The 24,675-nt window shown below is 68.5% G+C and carries 17 protein-coding genes; 7 read left to right on the plus strand and 10 right to left on the minus strand.

Annotated features, from left to right (window positions below; all coding sequences use genetic code 11):
- Positions 1-15: 15 nt before the first annotated feature.
- From groL to ETO60_RS08665, 3 genes are all read right to left on the minus strand, one after another.
- Positions 16-1,662, minus strand: coding sequence for a chaperonin GroEL (gene groL / locus ETO60_RS08655; protein ID WP_130004792.1), 1,647 nt, complete (start codon positions 1,660-1,662; stop codon positions 16-18).
- A 50-nt stretch (positions 1,663-1,712) separates the two neighbouring features.
- On the minus strand, positions 1,713-2,000 hold the full coding sequence (groES, locus tag ETO60_RS08660; protein WP_130004793.1) for a co-chaperone GroES: 288 nt from the start codon (positions 1,998-2,000) through the stop codon (positions 1,713-1,715).
- 129 nt (positions 2,001-2,129) lie between these two features.
- Positions 2,130-3,527, minus strand: a complete 1,398-nt coding sequence (locus ETO60_RS08665; RefSeq protein ID WP_130004795.1) for an MATE family efflux transporter — start codon at positions 3,525-3,527, stop codon at positions 2,130-2,132.
- Positions 3,528-3,603: 76 nt separating this feature from the next.
- On the opposite strand from ETO60_RS08665, the gene ETO60_RS08670 reads away from it, so the two are divergent.
- Entirely contained in the window at positions 3,604-4,143 is a 540-nt protein-coding gene (locus ETO60_RS08670; RefSeq protein WP_165362154.1) for an acyloxyacyl hydrolase, read from the plus strand.
- On the opposite strand, the gene ETO60_RS08675 is transcribed toward ETO60_RS08670, so the two are convergent.
- A complete protein-coding gene (locus ETO60_RS08675) occupies positions 4,140-4,928 on the minus strand; it encodes an N-formylglutamate amidohydrolase (protein ID WP_130004799.1) in 789 nt (262 codons plus the stop codon). The genes ETO60_RS08670 and ETO60_RS08675 overlap by 4 nt on opposite strands.
- Positions 4,929-4,954: 26 nt before the next feature.
- Between ETO60_RS08675 and ETO60_RS08680 the strand changes: the two genes are divergently transcribed.
- On the plus strand, positions 4,955-5,881 hold the full coding sequence (locus ETO60_RS08680; RefSeq protein ID WP_130004801.1) for a transglutaminase family protein: 927 nt from the start codon (positions 4,955-4,957) through the stop codon (positions 5,879-5,881).
- A complete protein-coding gene (locus ETO60_RS08685) occupies positions 5,875-6,756 on the plus strand; it encodes a transglutaminase-like domain-containing protein (RefSeq protein WP_130004803.1) in 882 nt (293 codons plus the stop codon). The genes ETO60_RS08680 and ETO60_RS08685 overlap by 7 nt, the downstream gene beginning before the upstream one ends.
- 33 nt (positions 6,757-6,789) lie before the next feature.
- Here the strand turns inward: ETO60_RS08685 and ETO60_RS08690 are convergent, their stop codons facing one another.
- The 4 genes from ETO60_RS08690 to ETO60_RS08705 all read right to left on the minus strand — a co-directional run bounded on the left by ETO60_RS08690 (position 6,790) and on the right by ETO60_RS08705 (position 10,087).
- On the minus strand, positions 6,790-8,337 hold the full coding sequence (locus ETO60_RS08690; protein WP_130004805.1) for a hypothetical protein: 1,548 nt from the start codon (positions 8,335-8,337) through the stop codon (positions 6,790-6,792).
- A 139-nt stretch (positions 8,338-8,476) separates the two neighbouring features.
- Positions 8,477-8,857, minus strand: a complete 381-nt coding sequence (rplL, locus tag ETO60_RS08695) for a 50S ribosomal protein L7/L12 (RefSeq protein WP_130004807.1) — start codon at positions 8,855-8,857, stop codon at positions 8,477-8,479.
- Positions 8,858-8,932: 75 nt separating this feature from the next.
- Positions 8,933-9,448 (minus strand): 50S ribosomal protein L10, encoded by a 516-nt coding sequence (gene rplJ, locus ETO60_RS08700; RefSeq protein WP_130004809.1) that lies wholly within the window; start codon positions 9,446-9,448, stop codon positions 8,933-8,935.
- Positions 9,449-9,766: 318 nt separating this feature from the next.
- Positions 9,767-10,087, minus strand: a complete 321-nt coding sequence (locus ETO60_RS08705; protein WP_130004811.1) for a hypothetical protein — start codon at positions 10,085-10,087, stop codon at positions 9,767-9,769.
- Between the two features lie 540 nt (positions 10,088-10,627).
- On the opposite strand from ETO60_RS08705, the gene rpoB reads away from it, so the two are divergent.
- The 3 genes from rpoB to ETO60_RS11300 all read left to right on the plus strand — a co-directional run bounded on the left by rpoB (position 10,628) and on the right by ETO60_RS11300 (position 20,250).
- Complete coding sequence (gene rpoB, locus ETO60_RS08710; RefSeq protein WP_130004813.1) at positions 10,628-14,797, plus strand: DNA-directed RNA polymerase subunit beta; 4,170 nt, start codon at positions 10,628-10,630, stop codon at positions 14,795-14,797.
- 110 nt (positions 14,798-14,907) lie between these two features.
- Positions 14,908-19,266 carry a DNA-directed RNA polymerase subunit beta' gene (gene rpoC, locus ETO60_RS08715; protein ID WP_130004815.1) on the plus strand — a complete coding sequence of 1,453 codons (4,359 nt, stop codon included), beginning with the start codon at positions 14,908-14,910 and terminating at the stop codon, positions 19,264-19,266.
- 165 nt (positions 19,267-19,431) lie between these two features.
- Positions 19,432-20,250 (plus strand): DUF1761 domain-containing protein, encoded by an 819-nt coding sequence (locus ETO60_RS11300; protein ID WP_199798861.1) that lies wholly within the window; start codon positions 19,432-19,434, stop codon positions 20,248-20,250.
- A 23-nt stretch (positions 20,251-20,273) separates the two neighbouring features.
- Here the strand turns inward: ETO60_RS11300 and tal are convergent, their stop codons facing one another.
- Positions 20,274-21,431 carry a transaldolase gene (gene tal, locus ETO60_RS08725; RefSeq protein WP_130004817.1) on the minus strand — a complete coding sequence of 386 codons (1,158 nt, stop codon included), beginning with the start codon at positions 21,429-21,431 and terminating at the stop codon, positions 20,274-20,276.
- A gap of 74 nt (positions 21,432-21,505) precedes the next feature.
- Positions 21,506-22,120 carry a TetR/AcrR family transcriptional regulator gene (locus tag ETO60_RS08730; RefSeq protein WP_130004890.1) on the minus strand — a complete coding sequence of 205 codons (615 nt, stop codon included), beginning with the start codon at positions 22,118-22,120 and terminating at the stop codon, positions 21,506-21,508.
- 150 nt (positions 22,121-22,270) lie between these two features.
- Here ETO60_RS08730 and ETO60_RS08735 point away from each other — a divergent pair, with 150 nt between their 5' ends.
- A complete protein-coding gene (locus tag ETO60_RS08735) occupies positions 22,271-24,604 on the plus strand; it encodes a TonB-dependent receptor (protein WP_390612731.1) in 2,334 nt (777 codons plus the stop codon).
- Positions 24,605-24,675 lie beyond the last annotated feature (71 nt).

The following is a 24,675-nucleotide window of genomic DNA, read 5'->3' on the forward strand; positions in this document are numbered from 1 at the left end:
AGAAGGCAGAGGGGCTTAGAAGTCCATGCCGCCCATGCCGCCCATGCCGCCGCCCGGCATCGCCGGCGCGGCCGACTTGTCTTCCGGCTTCTCGGTGATCGCCGCTTCCGTGGTGATCAGCAGGCCGGCGACCGAGGCCGCGTCCTGAAGCGCGGTGCGCACGACCTTGGTGGGGTCGATCACGCCCGACTGCACGAGGTTCTCGTAGCTGTCGGTCTGCGCGTTGAAGCCGAGCGTCTCGTCGTTGCCGTCGATCAGCTTGCCCGCGACCACCGCGCCGTCGTGACCGGCGTTCTCGGCGATCTGACGGACCGGCGCCTGCAGCGCGCGGCGGACGATGTCGATGCCGCGGGTCTGGTCCTCGTTCTCGCCGGTCAGCCCCTCGAGCGACTTGGTGGCATAGAGCAGCGCGGTGCCGCCGCCCGGAACGATGCCTTCCTCGACCGCGGCGCGGGTGGCGTGCAGCGCGTCATCGACGCGGTCCTTGCGCTCCTTCACCTCGACTTCGGACGCACCGCCGACCTTGATGACGGCGACGCCGCCCGCGAGCTTGGCCAGCCGCTCCTGCAGCTTCTCGCGGTCGTAGTCGCTGGTGGTGGACTCGATCTGGGTGCGGATCTCGTTCACCCGCGCCTTGATGTCGTCCGCCTCGCCAGCGCCGTCGACGATCGTGGTGTTGTCCTTGTCGATCGACACGCGCTTGGCCTGGCCGAGCATGTTCAGCGTCACGGATTCGAGCTTGATGCCCAGATCTTCCGAGATCATCTCGCCCTTGGTCAGGATCGCGATGTCCTGCAGCATGGCCTTGCGGCGGTCGCCGAAGCCCGGCGCCTTCACCGCCGCGACCTTGAGGCCGCCGCGCAGCTTGTTGACCACCAGCGTGGCCAGCGCTTCACCCTCGATGTCCTCGGCGATGATGAGCAGCGGACGGCCCGACTGCACCACCGCCTCGAGGATCGGCAGCATCGACTGCAGCGAGGACAGCTTCTTCTCGTGGATGAGGATGTAGGGGTTGTCGAGCTCCACCGTCATCTTGTCGGGATTGGTGATGAAGTAGGGCGACAGGTAGCCGCGGTCGAACTGCATCCCCTCGACGACGTCGAGCTCGAACTCGAGACCCTTGGCCTCCTCGACGGTGATGACGCCTTCCTTGCCGACCTTGTCCATGGCCTCGGCGATCTTCTCGCCGACTTCGCGGTCGCCGTTGGCGGAAATGATGCCGACCTGCGCGATTTCCGAGGAGCCGGCGACGTCCTTGGAACGGCTCTTGAGGTTCTCGACGACCTTGTCGACGGCCAGATCGATGCCGCGCTTCAGATCCATCGGGTTCATGCCGGCGGCGACCGACTTCATGCCTTCCTTGACGATCGCCTGGGCCAGCACGGTCGCGGTCGTGGTGCCGTCACCGGCCAGATCGTTGGTCTTGGACGCCACCTCGCGCAGCATCTGCGCGCCCATGTTCTCGAACTTGTCCTTCAGCTCGATTTCCTTGGCGACGGTGACGCCGTCCTTGGTGATGCGCGGGGCACCAAAGCTCTTGTCGATGACGACGTTGCGGCCCTTGGGGCCCAGCGTCACCTTGACGGCGTTGGCGAGGGTGTCGACGCCCCGCAGGATGGCTTCGCGCGCGTCGCGCGAAAACTTGACTTCCTTGGCAGCCATTACGCTAAACTCCTGAATAGGTTGATGGAAGAGGACGGGCGATCAGCGGATCAGGAGATGATCCCCATGATGTCGCTTTCCTTCATGATCAGCAGATCCTCGCCATCGAGCTTGATCTCGGTGCCGCCCCACTTGCCGAACAGGACGCGGTCGCCTTCCTTGACATCGAGCGGCCGCACAGTGCCGTCCTCGGCGCGCGTGCCCGAACCGACGGCGATCACTTCACCCTCGCTCGGCTTTTCCTTGGCGCTGTCCGGGATGATGATCCCGCCAGCGGTCTTTTCCTCGGCTTCAATGCGGCGTACGAGCACGCGATCGTGCAGCGGACGGAATGCCATGAGTTTGCCCTCTTGATGAGTGGTTGAACAGCGATTGGCACTCTCACCCGGAGAGTGCCAGCGGCGCGCATATGCGAAGCCGTCCGGCCGATGTCAATGGCCGCGCCGAGCGGTGCCGGCATCCGCGCATCAGGCCGCCGGCAGCACCGTGCCGACCAGCCGCAGCCGTTCCCGCCGGTGCCAGCGCAGCAGAAGCAGGGCGGCCGCGAACGCAAGGCCGGTCGCCAGCCCGATCCAGATGCCCGTCCCCTCCAGAGGCGTGGCAAAACCGAGCAGCAGCGCGGTGCCGATTCCCGGCACCCAATAGGCGAAGGCGGCAATCCACATCGGCACGCGGGTGTCCTGCAGGCCCCGCAAGGCTCCGGCCGCCACCGCCTGAACCCCGTCGGCAAGCTGGAAGGCCGCCGCGATCTTGAGATAGACGAGGGCAAAGGAGAGCATCTGCGCATTCTCCGGCGCCCGGACATCGACATAGATCGACAGCAGCAGCAGCGGCGCGGCCAGCATGAGCAGCGCCGCCAGGACCATGAACCCGGTGCCGAGCGCCACCGCCGTCCAGCCGGCCCGGCCCGCTCCGGGCGCATCGCGCGCGCCGAAATGGTATCCGACGCGGATCGTCGCCGCCTGCCCGATCCCGAACGGCACCTGAAACGTGAGCGCCGCGATCTGCAGTGCAAGGGTGTGGGCGGCCAGTTGCGCAGTGCCGATCGCCCCCATCAGGAACGCGGCGGCACCGAAGATGCCGGCCTCGGCGGTGATGGTGAGGGCGATCGGCGTGCCGATCCGCAGGATCTGCCGCAGCCGCAGCGGGTCCGCCCGCCAGAAGAAGCCGAAGATGCGGTAGCGATGCAGGCGCGGATCGAGCCGGATGGCCAGCACGTAGGCCGCCAGAGTGGACAGCGCCGTCAGGATCGTCGCGATGGCCGCGCCCGTCAGCCCCAGTGCCGGCGCGCCCCAGTTGCCGAAGATGAAGGCGTAATTGGCCGCGGCGTTGATACCGATGCCGGCGGCGGTGATCACCGTGGCGAGCAGCGGTCGGCCCAGCGCCGACACGAAGCTGCGCAGCACGGCGTTCGCCAACATGGGGATCATCGACCACACGAGCACCCCGTTGTAGGCCAGCGCGAGGGCGGTCACGCTCTCCTCCTGCCCGGTGAGCCGCATCAGCGGGCCGAGCAGCAGGCAGGCTCCCATGCCCCCGACCCCCGCCAGCCCCGCCAGCCACAGGCCCATGCGCACGATGCGCCGGACCGGGCGCAGGGCCGGCGCGCGGGCGCCGAGCGCTTCGGCGATCAGGGGAGCCACCGCCCCCGTCAGGCCCGACAGCGCCCACAGGATCATCCCGAACAGCGCCACCACGATGGCCGACGCGGCCAGCGGCTCCTGACCGAGACGGGCAATGAACACGACGTCGACGGCATAGGTCAGCATCTGCAGCAGATTGGCCAGCGCCAGCGGCCAGGCGAGGGCCAGCGTGGCGCGCAGTTCGCGGAGACGAAGCGCGGTGCGGGTATGGGCGGCTGGCATGGACTTGCCCGCGCTTACGCCCTACGCCGGTGCGGCGAAAGGGCAGATGCCAATGACGGGACAGGAGCAACGACGCGTGGCACCGCGCAGCATATTCCTTCTTCTCGCCGTTTTTGCCGCAGCGGCGTCGCCGGCCAGCGCGCAGGAGGTCTTCGGGGGCTTTTATGCCCATGCCGTCGACACGCCGTTCACTCTTGAGACGGGAGAGGGAGGCGCCGCGGTGCAGTTCGGCTACCGCTTCGCGCCGTCGCGCGCGCTGGCTTTCGCGGGCAGCCCGGAACCTTATGTGTTCGCCTCGGTGAACACGGCGGGAGACACGAGTTTCGCCGGCGGCGGGCTCAGCTGGAAAGCCGATCTTGGTCCCGTCTATCTGCGGCCGGGCATCGGGCTCGTGATCCACAATGCCCCGGCGCTCAGGGTGGACGAGGACACCGGGTTGCGCACCGATCTCGGCAGCCGCGTGCTGTTCGAGCCGGAACTGGCGGTCGGTACCCGGCTCACCCCCCGGCTCGCCATCGAGGCGAGCTGGGTGCACATCAGCAACGGCCGGTTCTTCAACCAGCGGCAGAACCCCGGGATCGACACCATCGGTGTGCGGCTGAACTGGCGGCTCTAGAGGGTCGCGGCGGCACTGGCGCGCAGCGCCTCGCAGAGCACCGCCGCCATCCGTTCCACATCGCCTTCCCGTTGCGGCTGAACCAGATCCTGCCGCACCTCCAGCTCCACATAGGGGAGCGCGCGCGGGAAGGCGTGTCGGGGCACGGTGTAGTCGATCCCGTCCATGCGGTAAGGCTCGTTGTCGCCCGTCACCAGATCGGCGCGGCGGTGCAACGCGGCGAGAACGCCGCGGGCGAAGGCATCGCCATGGCCGTCGTGAAGCACGCCGAGATGCCACGGCCGGTCCTGCCCGGCGAGGCGCGGCGTGAAGCTGTGCAGTGCGACGAACACGGTGGCGAGGCCAGCGGCGGCGCGCCGGTCGAGCAGCCGCGCGATGGCCTCGTGGTAGGGGGTGTGGATCGCGTCCAGACGCTCCTGCCGCGCGGTCGGCTGAAGGTCCGCGTTGGCTGGAACGAGGGTGCCGTCGCTGACGGCCGGGACGAGGTCGGGGGCATCGGGAGCGCGGTTGCAGTCGATGACGAGTCTCGAAAAGCGCTGGTGAAGAAAAGGCGCGTCGAGCATCGCCGCCATCGCTCGCCCCAGCGCCTCCACCCCGATGTCGATGCCGATGTGGCGCTCAAGCTCCGCCGGGTCGATGCCCAGCCCGCCCAGCCTCTTCGGCACGACATTGCCGGCGTGGTCGCCAATGAGCACGAACGGCGAGGAGGCCAGGCTGGCGCCGACGAGATCGACGGGGTCTGGATCGTTTTGCGCCAGCAAGGCGTTGGGGGCACGGGACTGCACGGGTGTCCCCTTAGCATGGCAGGGCGATGCCGACAGTCGAGATCGAACACATCACCCGGTATTCCTACCGGCAGCCGGTCGCGTTTGGCGAGCACCGCATCCTGATGCGGCCGCGGGAGAGCTATGACCAGCGGCTGTTGGACGCGCAGCTCGACATCGACCCCGCGCCCGAGGCGCTGCGCTGGATCCACGACGTGTTCGGCAACGCGGTGGCCATCGCGGGTTTCGGCAGCCGGGCAAGCTGCCTGGAGGTCCGCGCCAGCGCAAAGGTCCGGCACACGCCGACGCAGGCGACAGCCATCGCCGTCGAGGACTACGCGGTGCAGTGGCCGTTCCAGTACGCGGCGGAGGATTTGCCCGACCTGTCGCGCGCGATCGAACGGCAGCATCCCGACCGCGACCGCGAGGTGGATCGCTGGGTCGGCCGCTTCCTCCGCAGTGACGGGCGCACGCCGACGCTGGACCTGCTGACGCAGATCACCTGCGCCATTCACGAACGCTTCGCGTACCGCCCGCGCGAGGAGGAGGGCACGCAAACCCCCCTCGACACGCTTGAACGGGGAAGCGGGACCTGCCGCGACTTCGCCGTCCTGATGATGGACGCGGTGCGCGCGCTCGGCCTCGCCGCGCAGTTCGTCTCGGGCTATCTTTACCAGACGGGCGCCGGTCCCGAGCGGGTCGGCGGGCACAGCACGCACGCCTGGGTGCGGGTGTTCCTGCCGGGGTCCGGCTGGATCGAGTTCGATCCGACCAACGGCATCGTCGGCAGCGCCGGCCTCATCCGGGTGGCCGTCGCGCGCGATCCGGCCCATGCGAAACCGCTGACCGGCAAGTGGGTGGGGCCACCCGACAGCTGGCTCGACATGGACGTCGACGTGCGGATCGCCTGTCCCGGCGACGAGGCGACCGAGCCCTCGCAGAGCGACGAAACGCGGGAGGAAACACCATGCTGATCCGCACCGGTTTCGACATCCGCTTCGAGACGGACAGGGAGGTGCCGATGCTCGCCCTGCTGAGCGTCCGGCCGGAGCGGTGTGGCGACCTGCGCACGCCGGAAGTGCTGAACACCGAGCCTTCGGTGCCCGTGTCCCGGTATGTCGACAGCTTCGGCAACGTCGCGTCGCGGCTCGTGGTGCCCGCCGGCGGCATCCGGCTGTTCAGCGACTTCGTCATCGCCGACGAAGGCACGCCCGACCCGGTCGTGGCGGATGCCGAGCAGCATCCGGTGCCGGAGCTGCCGGACGAGGCGCTGATCTACCTCCTCAGCTCGCGCTACTGCGAGGTCGAGCTGCTCGCCGACGAGGCGTGGGCGATCGCCGGGTCGATCACCGGCGGCTGGGCGCGGGTGCAGGCCCTCGTCGACGCCGCGCACGAGCGGTTGCAGTTCGACTACCAGCGCGCCAGCAGCGCCCGCACCGCCCGCTCGGCGTGGGATGAGCGCACGGGCGTGTGCCGTGACTTTGCCCATCTGGCGATCACCCTGTGCCGGGCGGTGAACATTCCCGCGCGCTACTGCACCGGCTATCTGGGCGACATCGGCATCGACCCGGTCGACTACCCGATGGATTTCTCGGCCTGGTTCGAGGTGTATCTCGGCGGCGCCTGGCACACCTTCGACGCGCGTCACAACCGGCCGCGCATCGGCCGAATCGCCATGGCGCGCGGACGCGACGCGGTGGACACCGCGCTGACGACGAGCTTCGGCAAGGCGCGGCTGACCCGGTTCGAGGTTCACACGGTGGAGGTCGCCTCGGCCGATCTCGACCGGCCGGTCGCCGATGCGGCGCTGCCGCAGCGCGCCGTCCCGGTGCCGGGCGACGCGGCCTGAGCCGCAACGTCTCGCGGGCGAGCGGCGCGGCGTTCAGCGGATCCGGGCACGCAGGACGAGTTCGGCTTCGGGCGGCGGGGTCCCGGGCAGGAACGGATCGCGCAGGCGGATGCAGACATGGCGCACCTGCGGATCGTGCCCGGCAACGGGCGTGTAGGTGCACTGGCTGAGGCTGGTCGGCCGGACAGCGGCGTTGGAGAACCGAAGGTCGGTGGCAGCCGAAAAGGTCGTGCCGCTGTCGCCGGGAACGACGCGGACCGAGGCGCTGTCGCCCAGTGCGGGCGGGCCGTGGAAGAACTCCATCGCCGCGGGCAGCGTGTCGACGATGAACACCCCGTCGTCCGCCGCGCCGTCTCCTTCGTTGCGCACCCGGATGGTGTAGAGCACCTCCTCGCCGGGAAGGTGGAAGCCGCTGGCCCCCGCCCCGCCGACGGGCGCCGACGTCTTGGTGGCGGTGAGCCGGGCGGGCGCATCGGTCGCCCTCATGCGCGTGTCGCGCATCAGGGTGCGTGCCGCTCCGCCGGTGTTGAGGGTGTCGGCGTAGCTGGTCCTCAGGATCTGCCCCGGCAGCGCCGCCATGACGCCGTCGCCGCTGCTGCCGGACGGCGCCGATTGCGTGGGCAGGGCGGCGCGGAAGATGCCGGTGTTCGGTCCCGTCTCGGACAGCACCACCGTCTCCTGTTCGCCCGTCGTGCGGTTCGTCACCGTGACGGTGAGCGTGTCGACCGCGGCCGCGCGGGTGTTGCGGTCCGCGTCGATGACCTCGATCTCGACCGCATCGCCGACCCTGCGGGCGAGCGGGGCGGTCAGCACCCCGTCGCTGCCGAGCAGCGGGCGGAGCACCAGCTGGAGCGTCGCGGGCCGCCGGTCGCAGCCGCTGCTGATGAAGGCGGTGCCGGCGATGCTGCCGGCAAGCTGCGGAACCTGCACGCCGCCCGCGAAGCTGAAGCCCGGACCGAACACCCGTTCGTCGAAGAATTCGATGGCGCCGTTGTTGAAGGTCGTCTGCGCCGTGTTGCTGCCGGTGCCCACGAAGGAGAACACGTAGTCGTTCGCCCGCGCCGGCACGGCGGCAAAGCTCATCGTGCCGCTCTGGTCCGGATTGCTGGCCGAGCAGTAGCGGCCAAAGGCGCGGGGCGGGTCGCCGGCGCTGGCCTGATCGACGTTGAGAACCGTGGCCAGGTAGATGAGCGAGGCGGCGGGATCGGGACCGTAGGTGACCCGGAAGGTCGCCGCCCCGGCCGGGAGAGCATTCTCCCGCATGATGTAGGCCGTTAGGCGGTTGCGCTTGGACCCGGTGCCCTCGATCGTGCCGAGCGGCTGCATGGCCACCCCGTTCAGCGTCGCCCCGGTCGGCGCCGAGTTCTGGTTCGATTCGTATTCGGAAAAGATGATCGCGATGACGACGCGGCTCGATCCGGCGGCGGGCGTGTAGCTGCGGCTGTAGCTGGTGGCGGTGGCGTGATTGTTGACCAGCGTCTCGTTGGAAATCTGCGCGCGGACGGGTACGCCATATGCCAGGCAGAGCGCCAGCAGCAGGCACGCAAGCCCGGCACGGAACAGCAGTAACGAAATCCCCACGGCGCGATGCTACCGCGATTGCAATGAAGATTGGTTAACGCGCCGGTCAGGAGCGCCGCGGCGGCCGCAGCCCGGACGCGAAAAAGGGAGCGACACGCGCGGTGCCGCCCCCTTCCATTCCGCGGATCCGCGGACGCGGTTACTTGAGCTCGACGGTGCCGCCGGCTTCTTCGATCTTCTTCTTGATCTCTTCGGCTTCGGCCTTGCTCACGCCTTCCTTGATCGGCTTGGGCGCGCCTTCGACGAGGCCCTTGGCTTCGGCGAGACCGAGACCGGTGATGCCGCGGACTTCCTTGATGACCTGGATCTTCTTGCCGCCGTCGCCGGTCAGGATCACGTCGAATTCGGTCTGCTCTTCGGCCGCGGCCGCGTCGCCGCCGCCGCCCGCCGCCGGACCGGCCACGGCCACCGCCGCGGCGGCCGAGACGCCCCACTCTTCCTCGAGAGCCTTGGCCAGTTCGGCCGCTTCGAGGACGGTGAGCTTGCTCAGTTCTTCGACAAGGGTCTTGATGTCAGCCATGATGAGTTCCTTTGTTCATGTAGCGCCGGAGCCGCGCCCCGGCAGGGTTCCTGGAAAGTCAGGTGAAGCCGCGTCTCAGGCGGCTTCCTTGTCGCCATAGGCGGCGAACACGCGCGCCAGCTTGGCCGCCGGCTCGTTGACGACGCGGGCGATCTTCGTCGCCGGGGCGTTGATGAGCCCGACCAGCTTGCCGCGCAGTTCGTCGAGGCTGGGCATGGTGGCGAGCGCCCGCACCCCGGCTTCGTCGAGCTGCTGCCCGCCCATCGACCCGCCGACGATTTCCAGCCGGTCGGTGGACTTGGCGAAGTCCACCACCGCCTTGGCCGCCGCGACCGGATCGGCCGAATAGGCAAGGGCGGTCGGGCCGGAGAGATACTCCTCCAGTCCCGTGTAGGGCGTGTCCGCCAGGGCGAGCTTGGCCAGGCTGTTCTTCGCCACCTTGTACGCGGCGCCGGCCTCGCGCATCTTGGTGCGCAGGGCGGTGGACTGGGCCACCGTCATGCCGAGGTTGCGGGTGACGACCACCACGCCGACCTCGTTGAAGATCGCGCTGAGCTGGGCGACCGATTCGGCTTTCTGCGAACGATCCATGCCGTACTCCTTCACAAATGGCCGCGACGGCGGGGCTGCCGCGGCCGGCTACGCACATCGCGTCCGACACCGGCAGCGGCGGGACGCGCTTGAAGTCCGTGAGGGGGAAGGGACGCACGGCGGCGCCTGAGCACGACGCGGCCCTCGGCGGACCGCAGAAACTCGTCTCCCCGTCTCGGCCGGAAGATTAAGCCGGGGACAGGATCCCGTGGCACCGGCGGTCTCGGACGGAACCGGCAAGCAAAAAGGCCCGCCGGCGAGGCGGGCCTTTAGGCGTTGTCGCGGGCGAGTCAACCCCGCCCGATCGAAACGGTCGACTTACTGCGCCGGGGTGGCGGTCGCGGTGGTCGTGGTGGTGGTCGTGCCGGTCACGCCCGGAGCCGGGGTGGCGGTCGCCGTCGCCGTGGTCGTGGTGGTGCCCATCGCGTCCGTGGTCGGCGTGGCGCCCGGGGTCGCCATCGGATCGGTCGTGGTGGTGCCCATCGTGCCGGCGCCCGTGCCCATCGTGTCGGTGGTCATGGTGTCGGTCGTGGTGGTGGTGGTGGTGGCGGTGGTGTCGGTCGCCGGGTCGGTGTTGTTCCCACCGCAAGCCGCCAGAGCCATCACCAGCGGCAGAGCAATCAAGGCAGTCTTCTTCATGATCAAATCCCTTTCGCGAGGAGTGTGCCACTAAATCGCCACATTTCGTTAGAGTCCCTGAAAGTTTTTGCAAGCGGAAATTGTGCCGCGGCGGCACGGTCGCGTCACGAACCGTGGCGCAGGAGGCCTTTGCCGAACGCGAGAAGCCGCATCCCGGCGCCAACGCCGACGGTGGTGGCGGGACCTTCGGCATTTGCGCGGACGAACGCACCCCTCTCCTCGACCATGCTGACAATGGGGGAAGCGCTCCGGGCGGCTGACGCGGCGGGCAACCGTTTGACACGCGGCGCCAGAGGATTATATGCGCGCTCTGCCGACCGCTTCGAGCGACGCCGGCCCGTGCGCGGGGGCTGGTGACTGGATGGAAGCGGCATCCCTTCACGCGACGCAGCAGCGGCCTCGAGTCGCCGGACCCTGTGGCCGTCCGGCGCTGCCGCGCTGGGTCGCCGGGCCGGCGTCCACGCGATTGCACGTTCACAGCGCCGGCCGACCCGCACGGAGCGGCGGCGGGCGCGGCGAGGAAAAGGTCAGGCACGCATCATGGCAACCAAGGCAAGGACACCCCGCACGGCCGGGACGGCGAAGAAGCGCATCCGCAGGATCTTCGGCGACATTCACGAAGTCGTGCAGATGCCCAACCTCATCGAGGTGCAGCGCGAGAGTTACGAGCAGTTCCTGCGCTCGGACAAGGCGACGGGCTATGTCTCCGGTCTGGAAAAGACGCTGCGCTCGGTGTTTCCGATCCGCGACTTCGCCGGCACGGCCGAACTCGACTTCGTGCATTACGAGCTCGAGGATCCCAAATACGACATCGTCGAGTGCCGTCAGCGCGGGATCACCTACGCCGCGCCGATGAAGGTCACGCTGCGCCTGATCGTGTTCGAGGTCGACCAGGAAACCGAGACGCGGTCGGTGCTCGATATCAAGGAGCAGGACGTCTACATGGGCGACATGCCGCTCATGACGGAGAACGGCACCTTCGTCATCAACGGCACGGAGCGGGTGATCGTCTCGCAGATGCACCGTTCGCCGGGCGTGCTGTTCGACCATGACCGGGGCAAGACCCACGCCTCGGGCAAGCTGCTGTTCGCGGCCCGGGTCATTCCCTACCGCGGATCGTGGCTCGATTTCGAATTCGACGCCAAGGACATCGTCAACGTCCGCATCGACCGCAAGCGCAAGCTGCCGGTGACGGCGCTGCTCTATGCCCTGGGCATGGATGCCGAGCAGATCCTCGACGCCTTCTACGACACCGTGGTGTGGGAGCGGACCGGCGATGGCTGGAAGCTGCCGTTCCATCCCGAGCAGTGGCGCGGCGCCAAGCCGGCCTTCGCCCTGGTGAACGCCGACACCGGCGAGGAGGTGTTCCCCGCCGGACAGAAGATCAGCCCGCGCGCCGCCAACAAGGCGGCCAAGGACGGTCTGGCCAGCCTGCTCATCCCGACCGAGGAGATCTTCGGCAGCTACTCCGCCCGCGACCTCATCGACGAAAGCACGGGGCGCATCTACATCGAGGCCGGCGACGAAGTCACGCCGGACAATCTCGAGGCGCTCGACCGGGCCGGCATTTCCCGGCTGGAGCTGCTCGATATCGACGACGTCAACACCGGGCCCTGGATCCGCAACACCCTCAAGGTCGACAAGGCGGAGAACCGCGACGAGGGGCTGGAGGCGATCTACAAGGTCATGCGGCCCGGCGAGCCGCCGACGAAGGAAACGGCGGAGGCGCTGTTCGAGGGGCTGTTCTTCGACCCGGAGCGCTATGACCTGTCGGCGGTCGGCCGCGTCAAACTGAACATGCGGCTGGGACTGGAGGTCGAGGACACTGTCACCACCCTGCGCAAGGAAGACATCCTGGCGGTGGTGCAGGAGCTGGTCCGTCTCAAGGACGGCAAGGGCGAGGTCGACGACATCGACAACCTCGGCAACCGGCGCGTGCGTTCGGTGGGCGAGCTGCTGGAAAACCAGTACCGCGTCGGCCTGCTCCGCATGGAGCGTGCGGTCAAGGAGCGCATGTCGAGCGTGGACGTGTCCACCGTCATGCCCAACGACCTCATCAACGCCAAGCCGGCCGTCGCGGCCGTGCGCGAGTTCTTCGGCTCCAGCCAGCTCTCGCAGTTCATGGACCAGACCAACCCGCTCTCCGAGGTGACGCACAAGCGGCGCGTCTCGGCACTGGGTCCGGGCGGGCTGACGCGGGAGCGGGCCGGCTTCGAGGTGCGCGACGTGCACCCGACGCATTACGGCCGCATCTGTCCGATCGAGACGCCGGAAGGGCCGAACATCGGCCTGATCAACTCGCTGGCAAGCTTCAGCCGGGTCAACAAGTACGGGTTCATCGAGACCCCGTACCGGAAGGTGGTCGACGGCCGGGTGACGGACGAGGTGGTCTACCTGTCGGCGATGGAGGAGCAGCGGCACACCGTGGCGCAGGCCTCCGCCGAACTGACGGACGAGGGCGCCTTTGCCGACGAGTTCGTGTCGGCCCGTCACAACGGCGACAACCTCATGGCCCCGCGCGAGCAGATCACCCTGATGGATGTCAGCCCCAAGCAGCTCGTGTCCGTGGCCGCCTCGCTCATCCCGTTCCTCGAGAACGATGACGCCAACCGCGCGCTGATGGGCTCGAACATGCAGCGCCAGGCGGTGCCGCTGGTGAAGGCCGAGGCGCCGTTCGTCGGCACCGGCATGGAGGAGACGGTGGCGCGCGATTCGGGGGCGGCGATCGCCGCGACGCGCGGCGGCATCGTCGACCAGGTGGACGCCACCCGGATCGTGATCCGCGCCCTCGGCGATGTGGAGCCGGGCCAGTCGGGCGTGGACATCTACACGCTGCAGAAGTTCCAGCGCTCGAACCAGAACACCTGCATCAACCAGCGGCCGCTGGTGAAGGTGGGCGACGTGGTTGAGCCGGGCGACGTCATCGCCGACGGGCCGTCGACGGACCTCGGCGAGCTGGCGTTGGGGCGCAACTGCCTCGTCGCCTTCATGCCCTGGAACGGCTACAACTACGAGGACTCCATCCTCATCTCCGAGCGGATCGTGAAGGATGACGTGTTCACCTCGATCCACATCGAGGAGTTCGAGGTGATGGCCCGCGACACCAAACTCGGGCCGGAAGACATCACCCGCGACATCCCCAATGTCGGCGAGGAGGCGCTGCGCAGTCTCGACGAGGCGGGCATCGTGTTCATCGGCGCCGAGGTGCATCCGGGCGACATCCTGGTCGGCAAGATCACGCCCAAGGGCGAATCGCCGATGACGCCGGAGGAGAAGCTGCTCCGGGCGATCTTCGGCGAGAAGGCGAGCGACGTGCGCGACACGTCGCTGCGCCTGCCCCCCGGCGTGTCCGGCACGGTCGTCGAGGTGCGGGTGTTCAACCGCCACGGGATCGAGATCGACGACCGCACCCGGGCGATCCAGAACGAGGAAATCGAGCGGCTGCGCAAGGATGCCAGCGACGAACGCGCGATCCTCAACCGCGCCACCTGGAACCGGCTGCGCGACATGCTGATCGGGCAGACCGTCTCCGCCGCGCCCAAGGGCGTGAAGAAGGGCGCGGAGATCACGCCCGAACTGCTCGACGGCGTGGACCGGCACGAATGGTTCAAGTTCGCTGTCGCGGACGACGCCCGCCAGGAACAGCTCGAGGCCGTGAAGAAGCAGTATGACGATGCGGTCAAGGTCATCGACGACCGCTTCGAGGACCGGCGCGAGAAGCTCGAGCGCGGCGACGAGCTGGCCCCGGGCGTGCTCAAGATGGTCAAGGTGTTCGTCGCGGTGAAGCGCAAGCTGCAGACCGGCGACAAGATGGCCGGACGCCACGGCAACAAGGGCATCATCAGCCGGGTCCTGCCGGTGGAGGACATGCCCTTCATGGAGGACGGCACGCCGGTCGACATGGTGCTGAACCCGCTGGGCGTGCCCAGCCGGATGAATGTCGGGCAGATCTTCGAAACCCATCTCGGCATGGCGGCCCGCGGCCTGGGCCAGCAGGTCGCCGCGGCGCTGGAGGAGTGGCGTGCCGCCAATCCCGACGCGTCCGCCGCGCAGCCGCCCGAGGCCGTGCGCGAGCGGCTGAAGGAGGTCTATGGCGAGCCTTACCATGCCGATCTCGACACCCGTTCGGCGGCGGAGCTGGTGGAGCTGGCCGGCAATCTGACCAGCGGCGTGCCGATGGGCACGCCCGTCTTCGACGGCGCGCGCGAGGCGGATGTGACGGCCATGCTGGAGCAGGCGGGCCTGCCCGGTTCGGGTCAGGTGACGCTGTATGACGGGCGTTCGGGCGAGGCGTTCGACCGGCAGGTGACGGTGGGCATCATGTACATGCTCAAGCTGCACCACCTCGTCGACGACAAGATCCACGCCCGTTCGATCGGCCCCTACAGCCTTGTCACCCAGCAGCCGCTGGGCGGCAAGGCGCAGTTCGGCGGCCAGCGCTTCGGCGAGATGGAGGTCTGGGCGCTGCAGGCCTACGGCGCGGCCTACACGCTGCAGGAGATCCTGACAGTGAAGTCCGACGACGTGATCGGCCGCACCAAGGTCTACGAGGCGATCGTCAAGGGCGACGACACCTTCGAGGCCGGCATTCCGGAGAGCTTCAACGTGCTCGTCAAGGAGATGCGGTCGCTGGGCCTCAACGTCGAGTTGAAGAACCTGGCGGACGCGGACGACGAGGATGGCGACGGCCTCGCCATCGCGGCCGAGTAACCCTTCTTCCCTCCCGGCAGCGGGAGGGGCCGGGGGTGGGCCGCCGGCTCACCCGCTCAGACCCACCCCGAACCCCTCCCCCGGCGGGAGGGGGATGAGGATGAGACAAGATGAACGAACTGACCCGTTTCACGAACCAGCTCGCGAAGCCCGAGACCTTTGACGAGATCCAGATCGGCATCGCCAGCCCCGAGCGCATCCGTTCGTGGTCGTTCGGCGAGATCAAGAAGCCCGAGACGATCAACTACCGCACCTTCAAGCCGGAGCGGGACGGGCTGTTCTGCGCGCGCATCTTCGGCCCGGTGAAGGACTACGAGTGCCTGTGCGGCAAGTACAAGCGCATGAAGTACAAGGGCGTCGTCTGCGAGAAATGCGGCGTCGAGGTGACCGTCACCAAGGTCCGCCGCGAGCGCATGGGCCACATCGAACTGGCCGCGCCGGTCGCCCACATCTGGTTCCTGAAGTCGCTGCCGAGCCGCATCGGCCTGCTGCTCGACATGCAGCTCAAGCAGCTCGAGCGGGTGCTCTACTTCGAGGCCTACATCGTCACCGAGCCGGGCCTGACGCCGCTGGAGAAGTACCAGCTCCTGACCGAGGACGAACTCCTCGATGCGCAGGACGAGTACGGCGAGGACGCGTTCAGCGCCGCCATCGGCGCCGAAGCGGTCAAGACCATGCTGATGGACCTTGACCTCGAGGCCGAACGGCAGGCGCTGCTCGACGAGCTGGAGACCACCAAGTCCAAGCTGAAGCCGGCCAAGATCATCAAGCGGCTGAAGGTCGTCGAAAGCTTCATCGAATCGGGCAACCGCCCCGAATGGATGATCCTCGACGTGGTGCCGGTCATTCCGCCCGAGCTGCGCCCGCTGGTGCCGCTGGACGGCGGCCGGTTCGCGACCTCGGACCTCAACGACCTGTACCGCCGGGTCATCAACCGCAACAACCGTCTGAAGCGCCTCATCGAGCTGCGCGCGCCCGACATCATCGTGCGCAACGAGAAGCGCATGCTGCAGGAATCGGTGGACGCGCTGTTCGACAACGGCCGCCGCGGCCGGGTCATCACCGGCGCGAACAAGCGGCCGCTGAAGTCGCTGTCCGACATGCTGAAGGGCAAGCAGGGCCGCTTCCGCCAGAACCTGCTCGGCAAGCGCGTCGACTATTCCGGCCGCTCGGTGATCGTGACCGGGCCGGAACTGAAGCTGCACCAGTGCGGGCTGCCCAAGAAGATGGCGCTCGAGCTGTTCAAGCCGTTCATCTACGCCCGCCTCGACGCGAAGGGTCTGTCCATGACCCTCAAGCAGGCGAAGAAATGGGTCGAGAAGGAGAAGCGCGAGGTCTGGGACATCCTCGACGAGGTAATCCGCGAACACCCCGTGCTCCTGAACCGCGCGCCCACGCTGCACCGCCTCGGCATCCAGGCGTTCGAACCCGTGCTGATCGAGGGCAAGGCGATCCAGCTTCACCCGCTGGTCTGCGCCGCCTTCAACGCCGACTTCGACGGCGACCAGATGGCCGTGCACGTGCCGCTGTCCCTCGAGGCGCAGCTTGAGGCGCGCGTGCTGATGATGTCCACCAACAACATCCTCAGCCCTGCCAACGGCAAGCCGATCATCGTGCCTTCGCAGGACATGGTGCTGGGCCTCTACTACCTGTCCATGGAGCGGCAGGAGCGCACGCCCGAATTCGTCGAAGGCGAGGACGGCACCCGCACCGAGCGTCTGCCGATGTTCTCCGACATGGCCGAGGTGCATCAGGCGCTTGAAAAGAAGGCGGTGACGCTGCACACCCGGATCATCGCCCGCGTGCCGCAGGCCGACGAGCAGGGCACGATCGTCATGAAGCGGTTCGTGACCACGCCGGGCCGGATGCTGATCGGCGAATGCCTGCCGCGCAGCCACAAGGTGCCGTTCGACATCGTCAACCGCCTGCTCACCAAGAAGGAGATCGGCGACGTCATCGACCAGGTCTACCGGCACACCGGGCAGAAGGACACGGTGCTGTTCGCCGACGCGATCATGGGCCTGGGCTTCCGCCACGCCTTCAAGGCCGGCATCTCGTTCGGCAAGGATGACATGATCATCCCCGACGCCAAGGACCGCCTTGTCGAGGAGACGAAGGCGCTGGTCGCCGATTACGAGCAGCAGTATCAGGACGGCCTCATCACCCAGCAGGAAAAGTACAACAAGGTGATCGACGCCTGGAGCCGCTGCGGCGATCAGGTCGCCGACGCGATGATGGACGAGATCCGCGCCCGGCCGGTCGACGAGAACGGACGCGAGGCGCCGATCAACTCGATCTACATGATGAGCCATTCGGGTGCGCGCGGCTCGCCGGCGCAGATGAAGCAGCTCGCCGGCATGCGCGGCCTGATGGCCAAGCCGTCGGGCGAGATCATCGAGACGCCGATCATCTCGAACTTCAAGGAAGGGCTGTCGGTCCTCGAGTACTTCAACTCGACCCATGGCGCGCGCAAGGGCCTTGCCGACACGGCGCTCAAGACGGCGAATTCGGGCTACCTCACCCGCCGTCTCGTCGACGTGTCGCAGGACTGCGTGATTGTGGAGACCGACTGCGGCACCGAACAGGCGCTGGAGATGCGGGCCATCATCCAGGGCGGCTCGACGATCGCCTCTCTGGGAGAACGCATCCTGGGCCGCACCACGGCCGAGGACATCGTGAACGCGGCCACGGGCGAGGTGATCGCTCCGGCCGGCACGCTGCTCGACGAGCAGGCGATCGCGGCGATCGAGGCGGCCGAGGTGCAGGTGGCCAAGATCCGCTCGCCGCTGGTGTGCGAGGCCAAGCAGGGCGTGTGCGCGACCTGCTACGGCCGCGACCTTGCCCGCGGAACGCCGGTCAACATCGGCGAGGCGGTGGGGGTCATCGCCGCCCAGTCGATCGGCGAGCCGGGCACGCAGCTCACGATGCGGACCTTCCACATCGGCGGCGCGGCGCAGCTCAACGAGACCAGCCACCTTGAAGCGATCTCCGACGGCAAGGTCGTGTATCACGACATCCAGACGATCAAGGACAAGCGCGGCCGCATCCTGTCGCTGGCCCGCAGCGGCCAGATCGCCGTGGTGGACGCCGAAGGGCGTGAACGCGAAATCCACCGCGTGCCCTACGGCACGGTGCTGATGCACGAGAACGGCGCGGCGGTGAAGCAGGGCGACCGGCTGGCCGAATGGGATCCGTTCACTCTGCCGATCATCACCGAAACCTCCGGCACGGTGAAGTACCAGGATCTCGTCGACGGCAAGACGCTGGAAGAGCGAGTCGACGAGGCGACCGGCATCGCGCAGCGCGTGGTCACGGAAAACCGCGGCAGCCGGGCCAAGAAGGACGACCTGCGGCCCCGGCTGACCCTGCTCGGCGAGAGCGGCGACGCGACCGAGGCGGCCCGCTACATGCTGGCTCCCGGCACGACGCTGTCGGTCGACGACGGTCAGCAGGTGGAGGCCGGCGACATCCTCGCGCGCGCCTCGCGCGAGGCGGCCAAGACCCGCGACATCACCGGCGGTCTGCCGCGCGTGGCGGAGCTGTTCGAGGCGCGCCGGCCCAAGGACGCGGCCGTGATCGCCAAGGTCGGCGGGCGGATCGAGTTCGTCCGCGAGTACAAGGCCAAGCGCAAGATCGCGATCATCCCCGAGGAAGGCGCGCCGGTCGAGTATCTGGTACCCAAGACCAAGGTGATCGACGTGCAGGAGGGCGACTTCGTCAAGAAGGGCGACACGCTCATCTCCGGCTCGCCCGATCCGCACGACATCCTCGAAGTCATGGGCGTCGAAGCGCTGGCCGAATACCTCGTGGACGAGATCCAGGAAGTGTACCGGCTCCAGGGCGTGAAGATCAACGACAAGCACATCGAGGTCATCGTCCGGCAGATGCTGCAGAAGGTGGAGATCACCGACGGCGGCGACACGACGCTGCTGCCCGGCGAGCAGGTCGACCTCGAGGAGATGAACGCGGTCAACGCCCGGCTCGCCAAGGGCAAGGAGCCGGCCAAGGGACAGCCGGTGCTGCTCGGCATCACCAAGGCGTCGCTCCAGACCCGGTCCTTCATCTCCGCCGCCTCCTTCCAGGAGACGACGCGCGTGCTGACGCAGGCGGCCGTCGAAGGGAAGAAGGACACGCTGATGGGGCTGAAGGAGAACGTCATCGTCGGCCGGCTCATTCCGGCGGGCACGGGCGCGGGCATGAACCGCCTGCGGGTGACGGCATCCGGACGCGACGCCGCGCTGAGGGCGTCGTGGCGGGCATCCCAGGCGGCGCTCGTCGCGCCCAATTCGGCCGAGGAGGAGCACGCGGCCGAGCTGGCGCAGGGACCGGAAGCGGCCATTGGCGATGATCCGCTGGCGATCATGGAGCCCGAAGGGTTCGGCCGTGACGAGGATGCGGGCGACTACCTGCTGACACCGGAGCCGGCCGACGGCGCGGCAGAGGCTGCGGCCGGCAACGACGCCGAGTAGCCCCGGCTGCTGAGCACGATGAAAAGGCCCTGCCGGCACGCACCGGCGGGGCCTTTTTCGTGCGCACGGCAAGTGCCGCGAAGGGGTGCGCCGCGCCGTCGTGTTGCTCGGGCTTGCGGCACTCACTAGCGTGAATACGCGCGCCGGGTGCGGGAGAATGCGTCCATGCTTTACATCGTCGACAACGCCGTCCCCATTCTCGCGGCCGCGCTGGCGGCGGTGCTGTTCGGCGCGGCCTGGTATGGCTGGCTTGATCGGCGATCCGCTCCGCATGGGGGCGCGGCACGGGAGGGGCGGGCCTTCTCGTCCGCGACGCTCGTCCTCGCCCTGCTTGCCGAGGCGTGGATGGCGGCCATCCTTGCGGGCGCGCTGATCCTCGCGCCGGTGGAGGCGGGGCGCTGGACGGTCGCGCTCGGCAGTGCGGGCATCATCTGGGCCGGGTTCGTGCTGCCGGTGGTGGCGGTGACTCACGGTCTGCGCCGGCTGGGGTGGCGGCGTTTCGCAATCGACGCGGTCCACTGGCTCGGCGCGATGCTCCTCATGGCCGCCGTGCTCAGGGCCATCGGCGTGGCGGCACCGGCTGCGGCAGCCACCCTGCCGGCGCCGTCCGCCGCACCCGGGGGCGGCGTGACGAGCCTTGCGGGCGAATGGCGGGTGGCGGGCGTCGACGGCGCGCCGTTCGACGAGCCCTACGGTCTCGCGCTGAGCGCTGACGACAAGGAAATCTGGTGGGAGCCGCGCTGCGCCGGGCTGGTGCGGCGCTACACGCTTGCGGGCGAGCGTCTTGCCGTGTCGATGCCGCCGGCGCAGGCGTCCCGGGCCGCTGCGGCCCCGCCGTCGGTGCCCGTCTGCGCCCTTGCGCCGCCGCCCGCGCTCGCCGGCGTTCGCCGCGCTCTGGATGCGGCGCAGACCGCGCGGCGCACGCCGGAGAATGGCCTGCTGCTGTCAGGCGGCGGACACAGCCTGCTGCTGTTCGCGCAATAGGGCGGGCGCGGCGCTGCGCCGCGTCAGCCGGTGGCGGCGAGCTGGGCGCGGATCTCCTCGCGCTTGCGCGCAACCGCCTCGAGCAGATTGTCGAACGAGGTGACGAACTGCGCCACGCCGTCGGCGGCGAGTTGCGCGGTCATGGCATCGAGGTCGAAGCCCGCTTCGGCAAGGCGGGCCAGCACGGCTTCGGCCTCGGCTGCGCCCTCGTTCAGGCTGGCGCGCACCGCGCCGTGGTCGCGGAAGGCGGCGAGCGTTGCCGGCGGCATGGTGTTGACCGTATCGGGGCCGATCAGCTCCTCCACATACAGGACGTCCGAATAGGCCGGGTTCTTGGTTCCGGTCGAGGCCCAGAGCAGGCGCTGCGGCCGTGCGCCGCGTCCGGCCAGCGCGCGCCAGCGGTCGGTCCCGACCAGCTCGCGGTAATGCGCATGGGCGCGCTTGGCATTGGCGATCGCGACCTTGCCCTTGAGGTCGCGCCATGCGGCCGCCCGTTCGGGCGGGAGGGCGTCGATCGCGTCGTCGACGAGCGTGTCGATGCGGCTGAGGAAGAAGCTCGCCACGCCGGCGATGCGGTCGATCGGCTGTCCGGCAGCGATCCGGTCCTCCAGCCCGCACAGATAGGCGTCGGCGGCCGCCTTGTAGGCGTCGACGGCGAACAGCAGCGTCACGTTGACGTTGATCGCCTCTGCCGTCAGCCGGCGCAGCGCCGCGACGCCGGCCGGCGTGCCGGGCACCTTGACCATGAGGTTGGGGCGGTCGACCGCCGCCCACAGGCGCCGCGCCTCGTCCACGGTGCCGTCCTCGTCACCGGCGAGATGCGGCGACACCTCGAGGCTGACATATCCGTCCCGCCCGTCGAGCCGTTCGTAAACTGGCATCAGGTCGTCGGCGGCGCGCCGGATGTCCTCGACCGCCATGGCCTCGTAAAGCTCGGCCGGGGAAAGGTCGGTCCGGCGAAGCGCGTCGCGCATGGCGGCATCGTAGGCGTGTCCCTGACCCATCGCCTTCTCGAACAGCGACGGGTTGGAGGTGACGCCGGTCACGGCGTCCTGCGCGACCAGCTGGCGCAGTTCGCCGCGTTCGAGAAAGCCGCGCTCGACGAAGTCAAGCCACACGCCCTGTCCCGCCTGAGCAAGGAGAGCAAGACGGCCGGGGCTGGATTCATGGTGTTCGGTCATGGGGGGGCTTTGCCACAGCCGCCTTCCAAAGGCGATGGCAAAGCACGCGTCCACTCGGTTGCCCATGCCGCCTGTCAGCGGCGTCGCAGTCCGTCCCGCAGCAGGCGGCTGGCTGTCCAGGCCACCTCGTCAAGCGGCCGGTCGTCCGACCAGATGGCAAAGCGCAGGCCGAGGAACACGTTCATGCCCATCACCGCCCAGGCGTGCACATCCTCGACATCCGCCCGCACCGCTCCCGCCGCCGCCCCCTGCTGAAGCCGGTCGAGAATGCGCCGCGCCGTGCGTTCGTAATGCGTCCGGTAGCTGTCCGGGTCGACGAACTCGGCCTCGTCGATGATGCGGTAGATGACCTTGTGTTCACGCGCGAACATCAGGAAGCTTTCCAGCGCCGCCCGCTCGGTCGCGAAGGCGTCCATCTCCGGCCGGAGCGCGGCGCCGGCGCGTTCCTTCACCCGTTCGCTCAGATCCTGGACCAGTGTGCGGAACAGCTCCTCCTTCGATCCGAAGTAGGTGTAGAACGTCCCCAGCGCGGTTCCGGCGCGCGAGGTGATCCCGCTGATCGAGGCGTCGTGAAACCCCTTCTCGCCGAACTCCGCCGCCGCGGCGTCGAGCAGCCGTGCCCGGGTGCGTGCGCCCCGCCGCGTGCGCGGCTGCCGCCCCTTGATGACCTCTGCCGCCGCCCCGTCCATGAGCGCCACGCTAACCCAAGCCCCCGCCCGCTCCAACAAGAAGTTGAAAGGGGATTCAGGTTTCAGTAGTGTGCGGGCAAGAGGATGCAGGGAGGATTGACAATGACGCGAGCGGCACAGCGAGTCGGCCACGGGGTTATGCGGGCCGCCATGGCAGGGGTGGCGCTGGCCGGTATCTGCGCGCCGGCCATGGCGCAGACCCAGCCCGAGCCGGCCGGAACGGAACAGCAGGCGTCCGACGCCAACGTCATCGTGGTGACGGCCCGGCGGCGCGAGGAGACGCTGGTGGAGGTGCCGATCGCGGTCACCGCCTACAGCGGCGAGGCGCTCCAGCAGGCAGGCGCGCTCGACATCACCGATCTGGCCCAGACGACGCCCAACACCACGCTGGAGGCGAGCCGCGGCACCAATTCGACGCTGACCGCCTTCATCCGCGGCGTGGGGCAGCAGGATCCGGTGTCCGGTTTCGAACAGGGCGTGGGCATCTATCTCGACGACGTGTATCTCAACCGGCCGCAGGCCGCGGTGCTGGACATCTACGATGTCGAGCGGATCGAGGTGCTGCGCGGACCGCAGGGCACCCTGTATGGCCGCAACACGATCGGCGGGGCGGTGAAGTATGTCACTCGCCTTCTGCCGCAGGATCCCTCGTTCAGCGCGCGCCTGACCTATGGCACCTACAACCAGCTCGACGGCGTGCTCAGCGCCTCGGTGCCGCTGGGCGATCTGGTGCGGGTCGGCGGCGCCGTCGCGCGGCTCACCCGCGGCGGCTTCGGCCGCAATCTCACCACCGGCGAAGACAATTACGACAAGGACGTGTTGGGCGGGCGCCTCAGCTTCGAGCTGGGCGGGCATGGCCAGCCGGTGCTGGTCCGCATCACCGGCGACTACACCAAGGACAACAGCAGCGCCCGTGGCGGCACCCGCCTGATCCCGAGTCTCGTGTCCCGCGCCCCGGTGCTCGACAACGTGTTCGACACGCGCGGCGGGCTCATCGACCCGCGGCAGGAGGTCGAAGCCTACGGGCTGGCCATGAATGTCACCGTGGACCTGTCGGACACGCTGACCTTCCGCTCGATCAGCGCATGGCGCAAGGACGACTCCGCCTCGCCGATCGACTTCGACGCCTTGCCGGCGGTCGATCTCGACGTGCCCGCCTTCTACCGCAACGAGCAGCTCAGCCAGGAGCTGCAGCTGATCTACGAAAGCGGTCCTCTGAACGCGCTGCTCGGGTTCTACTACCTCGACGCGCAGGCCGACACCCAGTTCGACGTGCGGCTGTTCACCACCCTCAACGGCCTGACGGCCTTCACCGAGGCCAATGTCGACACGCAGACCTACGCGGTGTTCGGCGATGTCACGCTGGACATCACCGACCAGCTCAGCGTGTCGGTTGGGGGGCGCTACACCTGGGACCGGCGCACGGCCGACATCCTGCGCCAGAACTATCTGGGCGGCGGCTCGCCGGTGTTCGGCGGCGCGGGGGTGGCGTTCGGGGCGCCGTCGACCGACTTCACCGGCAGCCGCGACTTCAACAAGTTCACGCCGCGCGTGTCGGTCAGTTTCCGGCCTACGCGGGATCACAATTTCTACGCCAGCTACGCGCAGGGGTTCAAGGGCGGCGGCTTCGACCCGCGCGGTGTGGGCATCAACGCCCCGGCCGCCATTCCCGGACGCCCCACCAACGACGAGGTGGCCGCGTTCCTCAGCTTCCTGCCCGAGAGCGTCGACAGCTACGAGATCGGCTACAAGGGGAACTGGCTCGACGGGGCGGTGTATGTCGCCCTCGCCGGGTTCTACGCCGATTACACCGACGTGCAGATCCCCGGCTCGGTGGGCTGCACCACCTTCGTCAACGGCCAGCCGATCCAGTCCTTCTGCGGCATCGTCACCAACGCCGGCGCGGCGACGTTCAAGGGTCTGGAATTCGAAGGGACGGCGCGGCTGGGCCGCGATCTCGCCACCCCCGGCGACCGGCTGACGCTTGCCCTGTCGGCCGGCTACATCGACGCGCAGTACGACGAGTACGTCACCAACATTCCGGGGCGTGGCCCGGTGGACGTGGCCGAGTTCCGCGAGGTCCAGAACACCCCGCGCTTCACCGGCAGCGCGACGCTCGGCTACCTGACGCCGGTGGGTGACGGCGAACTCAACTTCACCACCACGCTCGCCTATCGCAGCCGCACCTACCAGTTCGAGATTCCCAACCCGTTCCTCGACCAGGAAGGCTTCGCGCTGCTCGACGCGAACCTCGTCTACACCGGTCCCAACCGGCGCTGGTCGCTGGGACTGCACGGGCGCAACCTGCTCGACAAGGAATACAAGACGAGCGGCTACACCTTCGTCGTGGCCGATCCGGTGACGGGCGCCATCGCGACCGGGCCGAACGGGCTGCCGATCCCCTCGCTGGGCCGGGAAGGCACGCTGACGGCGTTCTACGGCAATCCGCGGCAGGTGTTCGTCACCGCCACGCTGCGCTACTGAACCGGCCGCCAGGGAACGGTTGTCCGCGCAAGCGGGTGCGTTGCCGAGGCGCAGCGCACCCGCCGCCTCTG

Origin of the sequence: Qipengyuania thermophila (genome assembly GCF_004153605.1) — a bacterium.
In the GTDB taxonomy this organism is placed as follows: Bacteria; Pseudomonadota; Alphaproteobacteria; order Sphingomonadales; family Sphingomonadaceae; genus Qipengyuania_B; species Qipengyuania_B thermophila.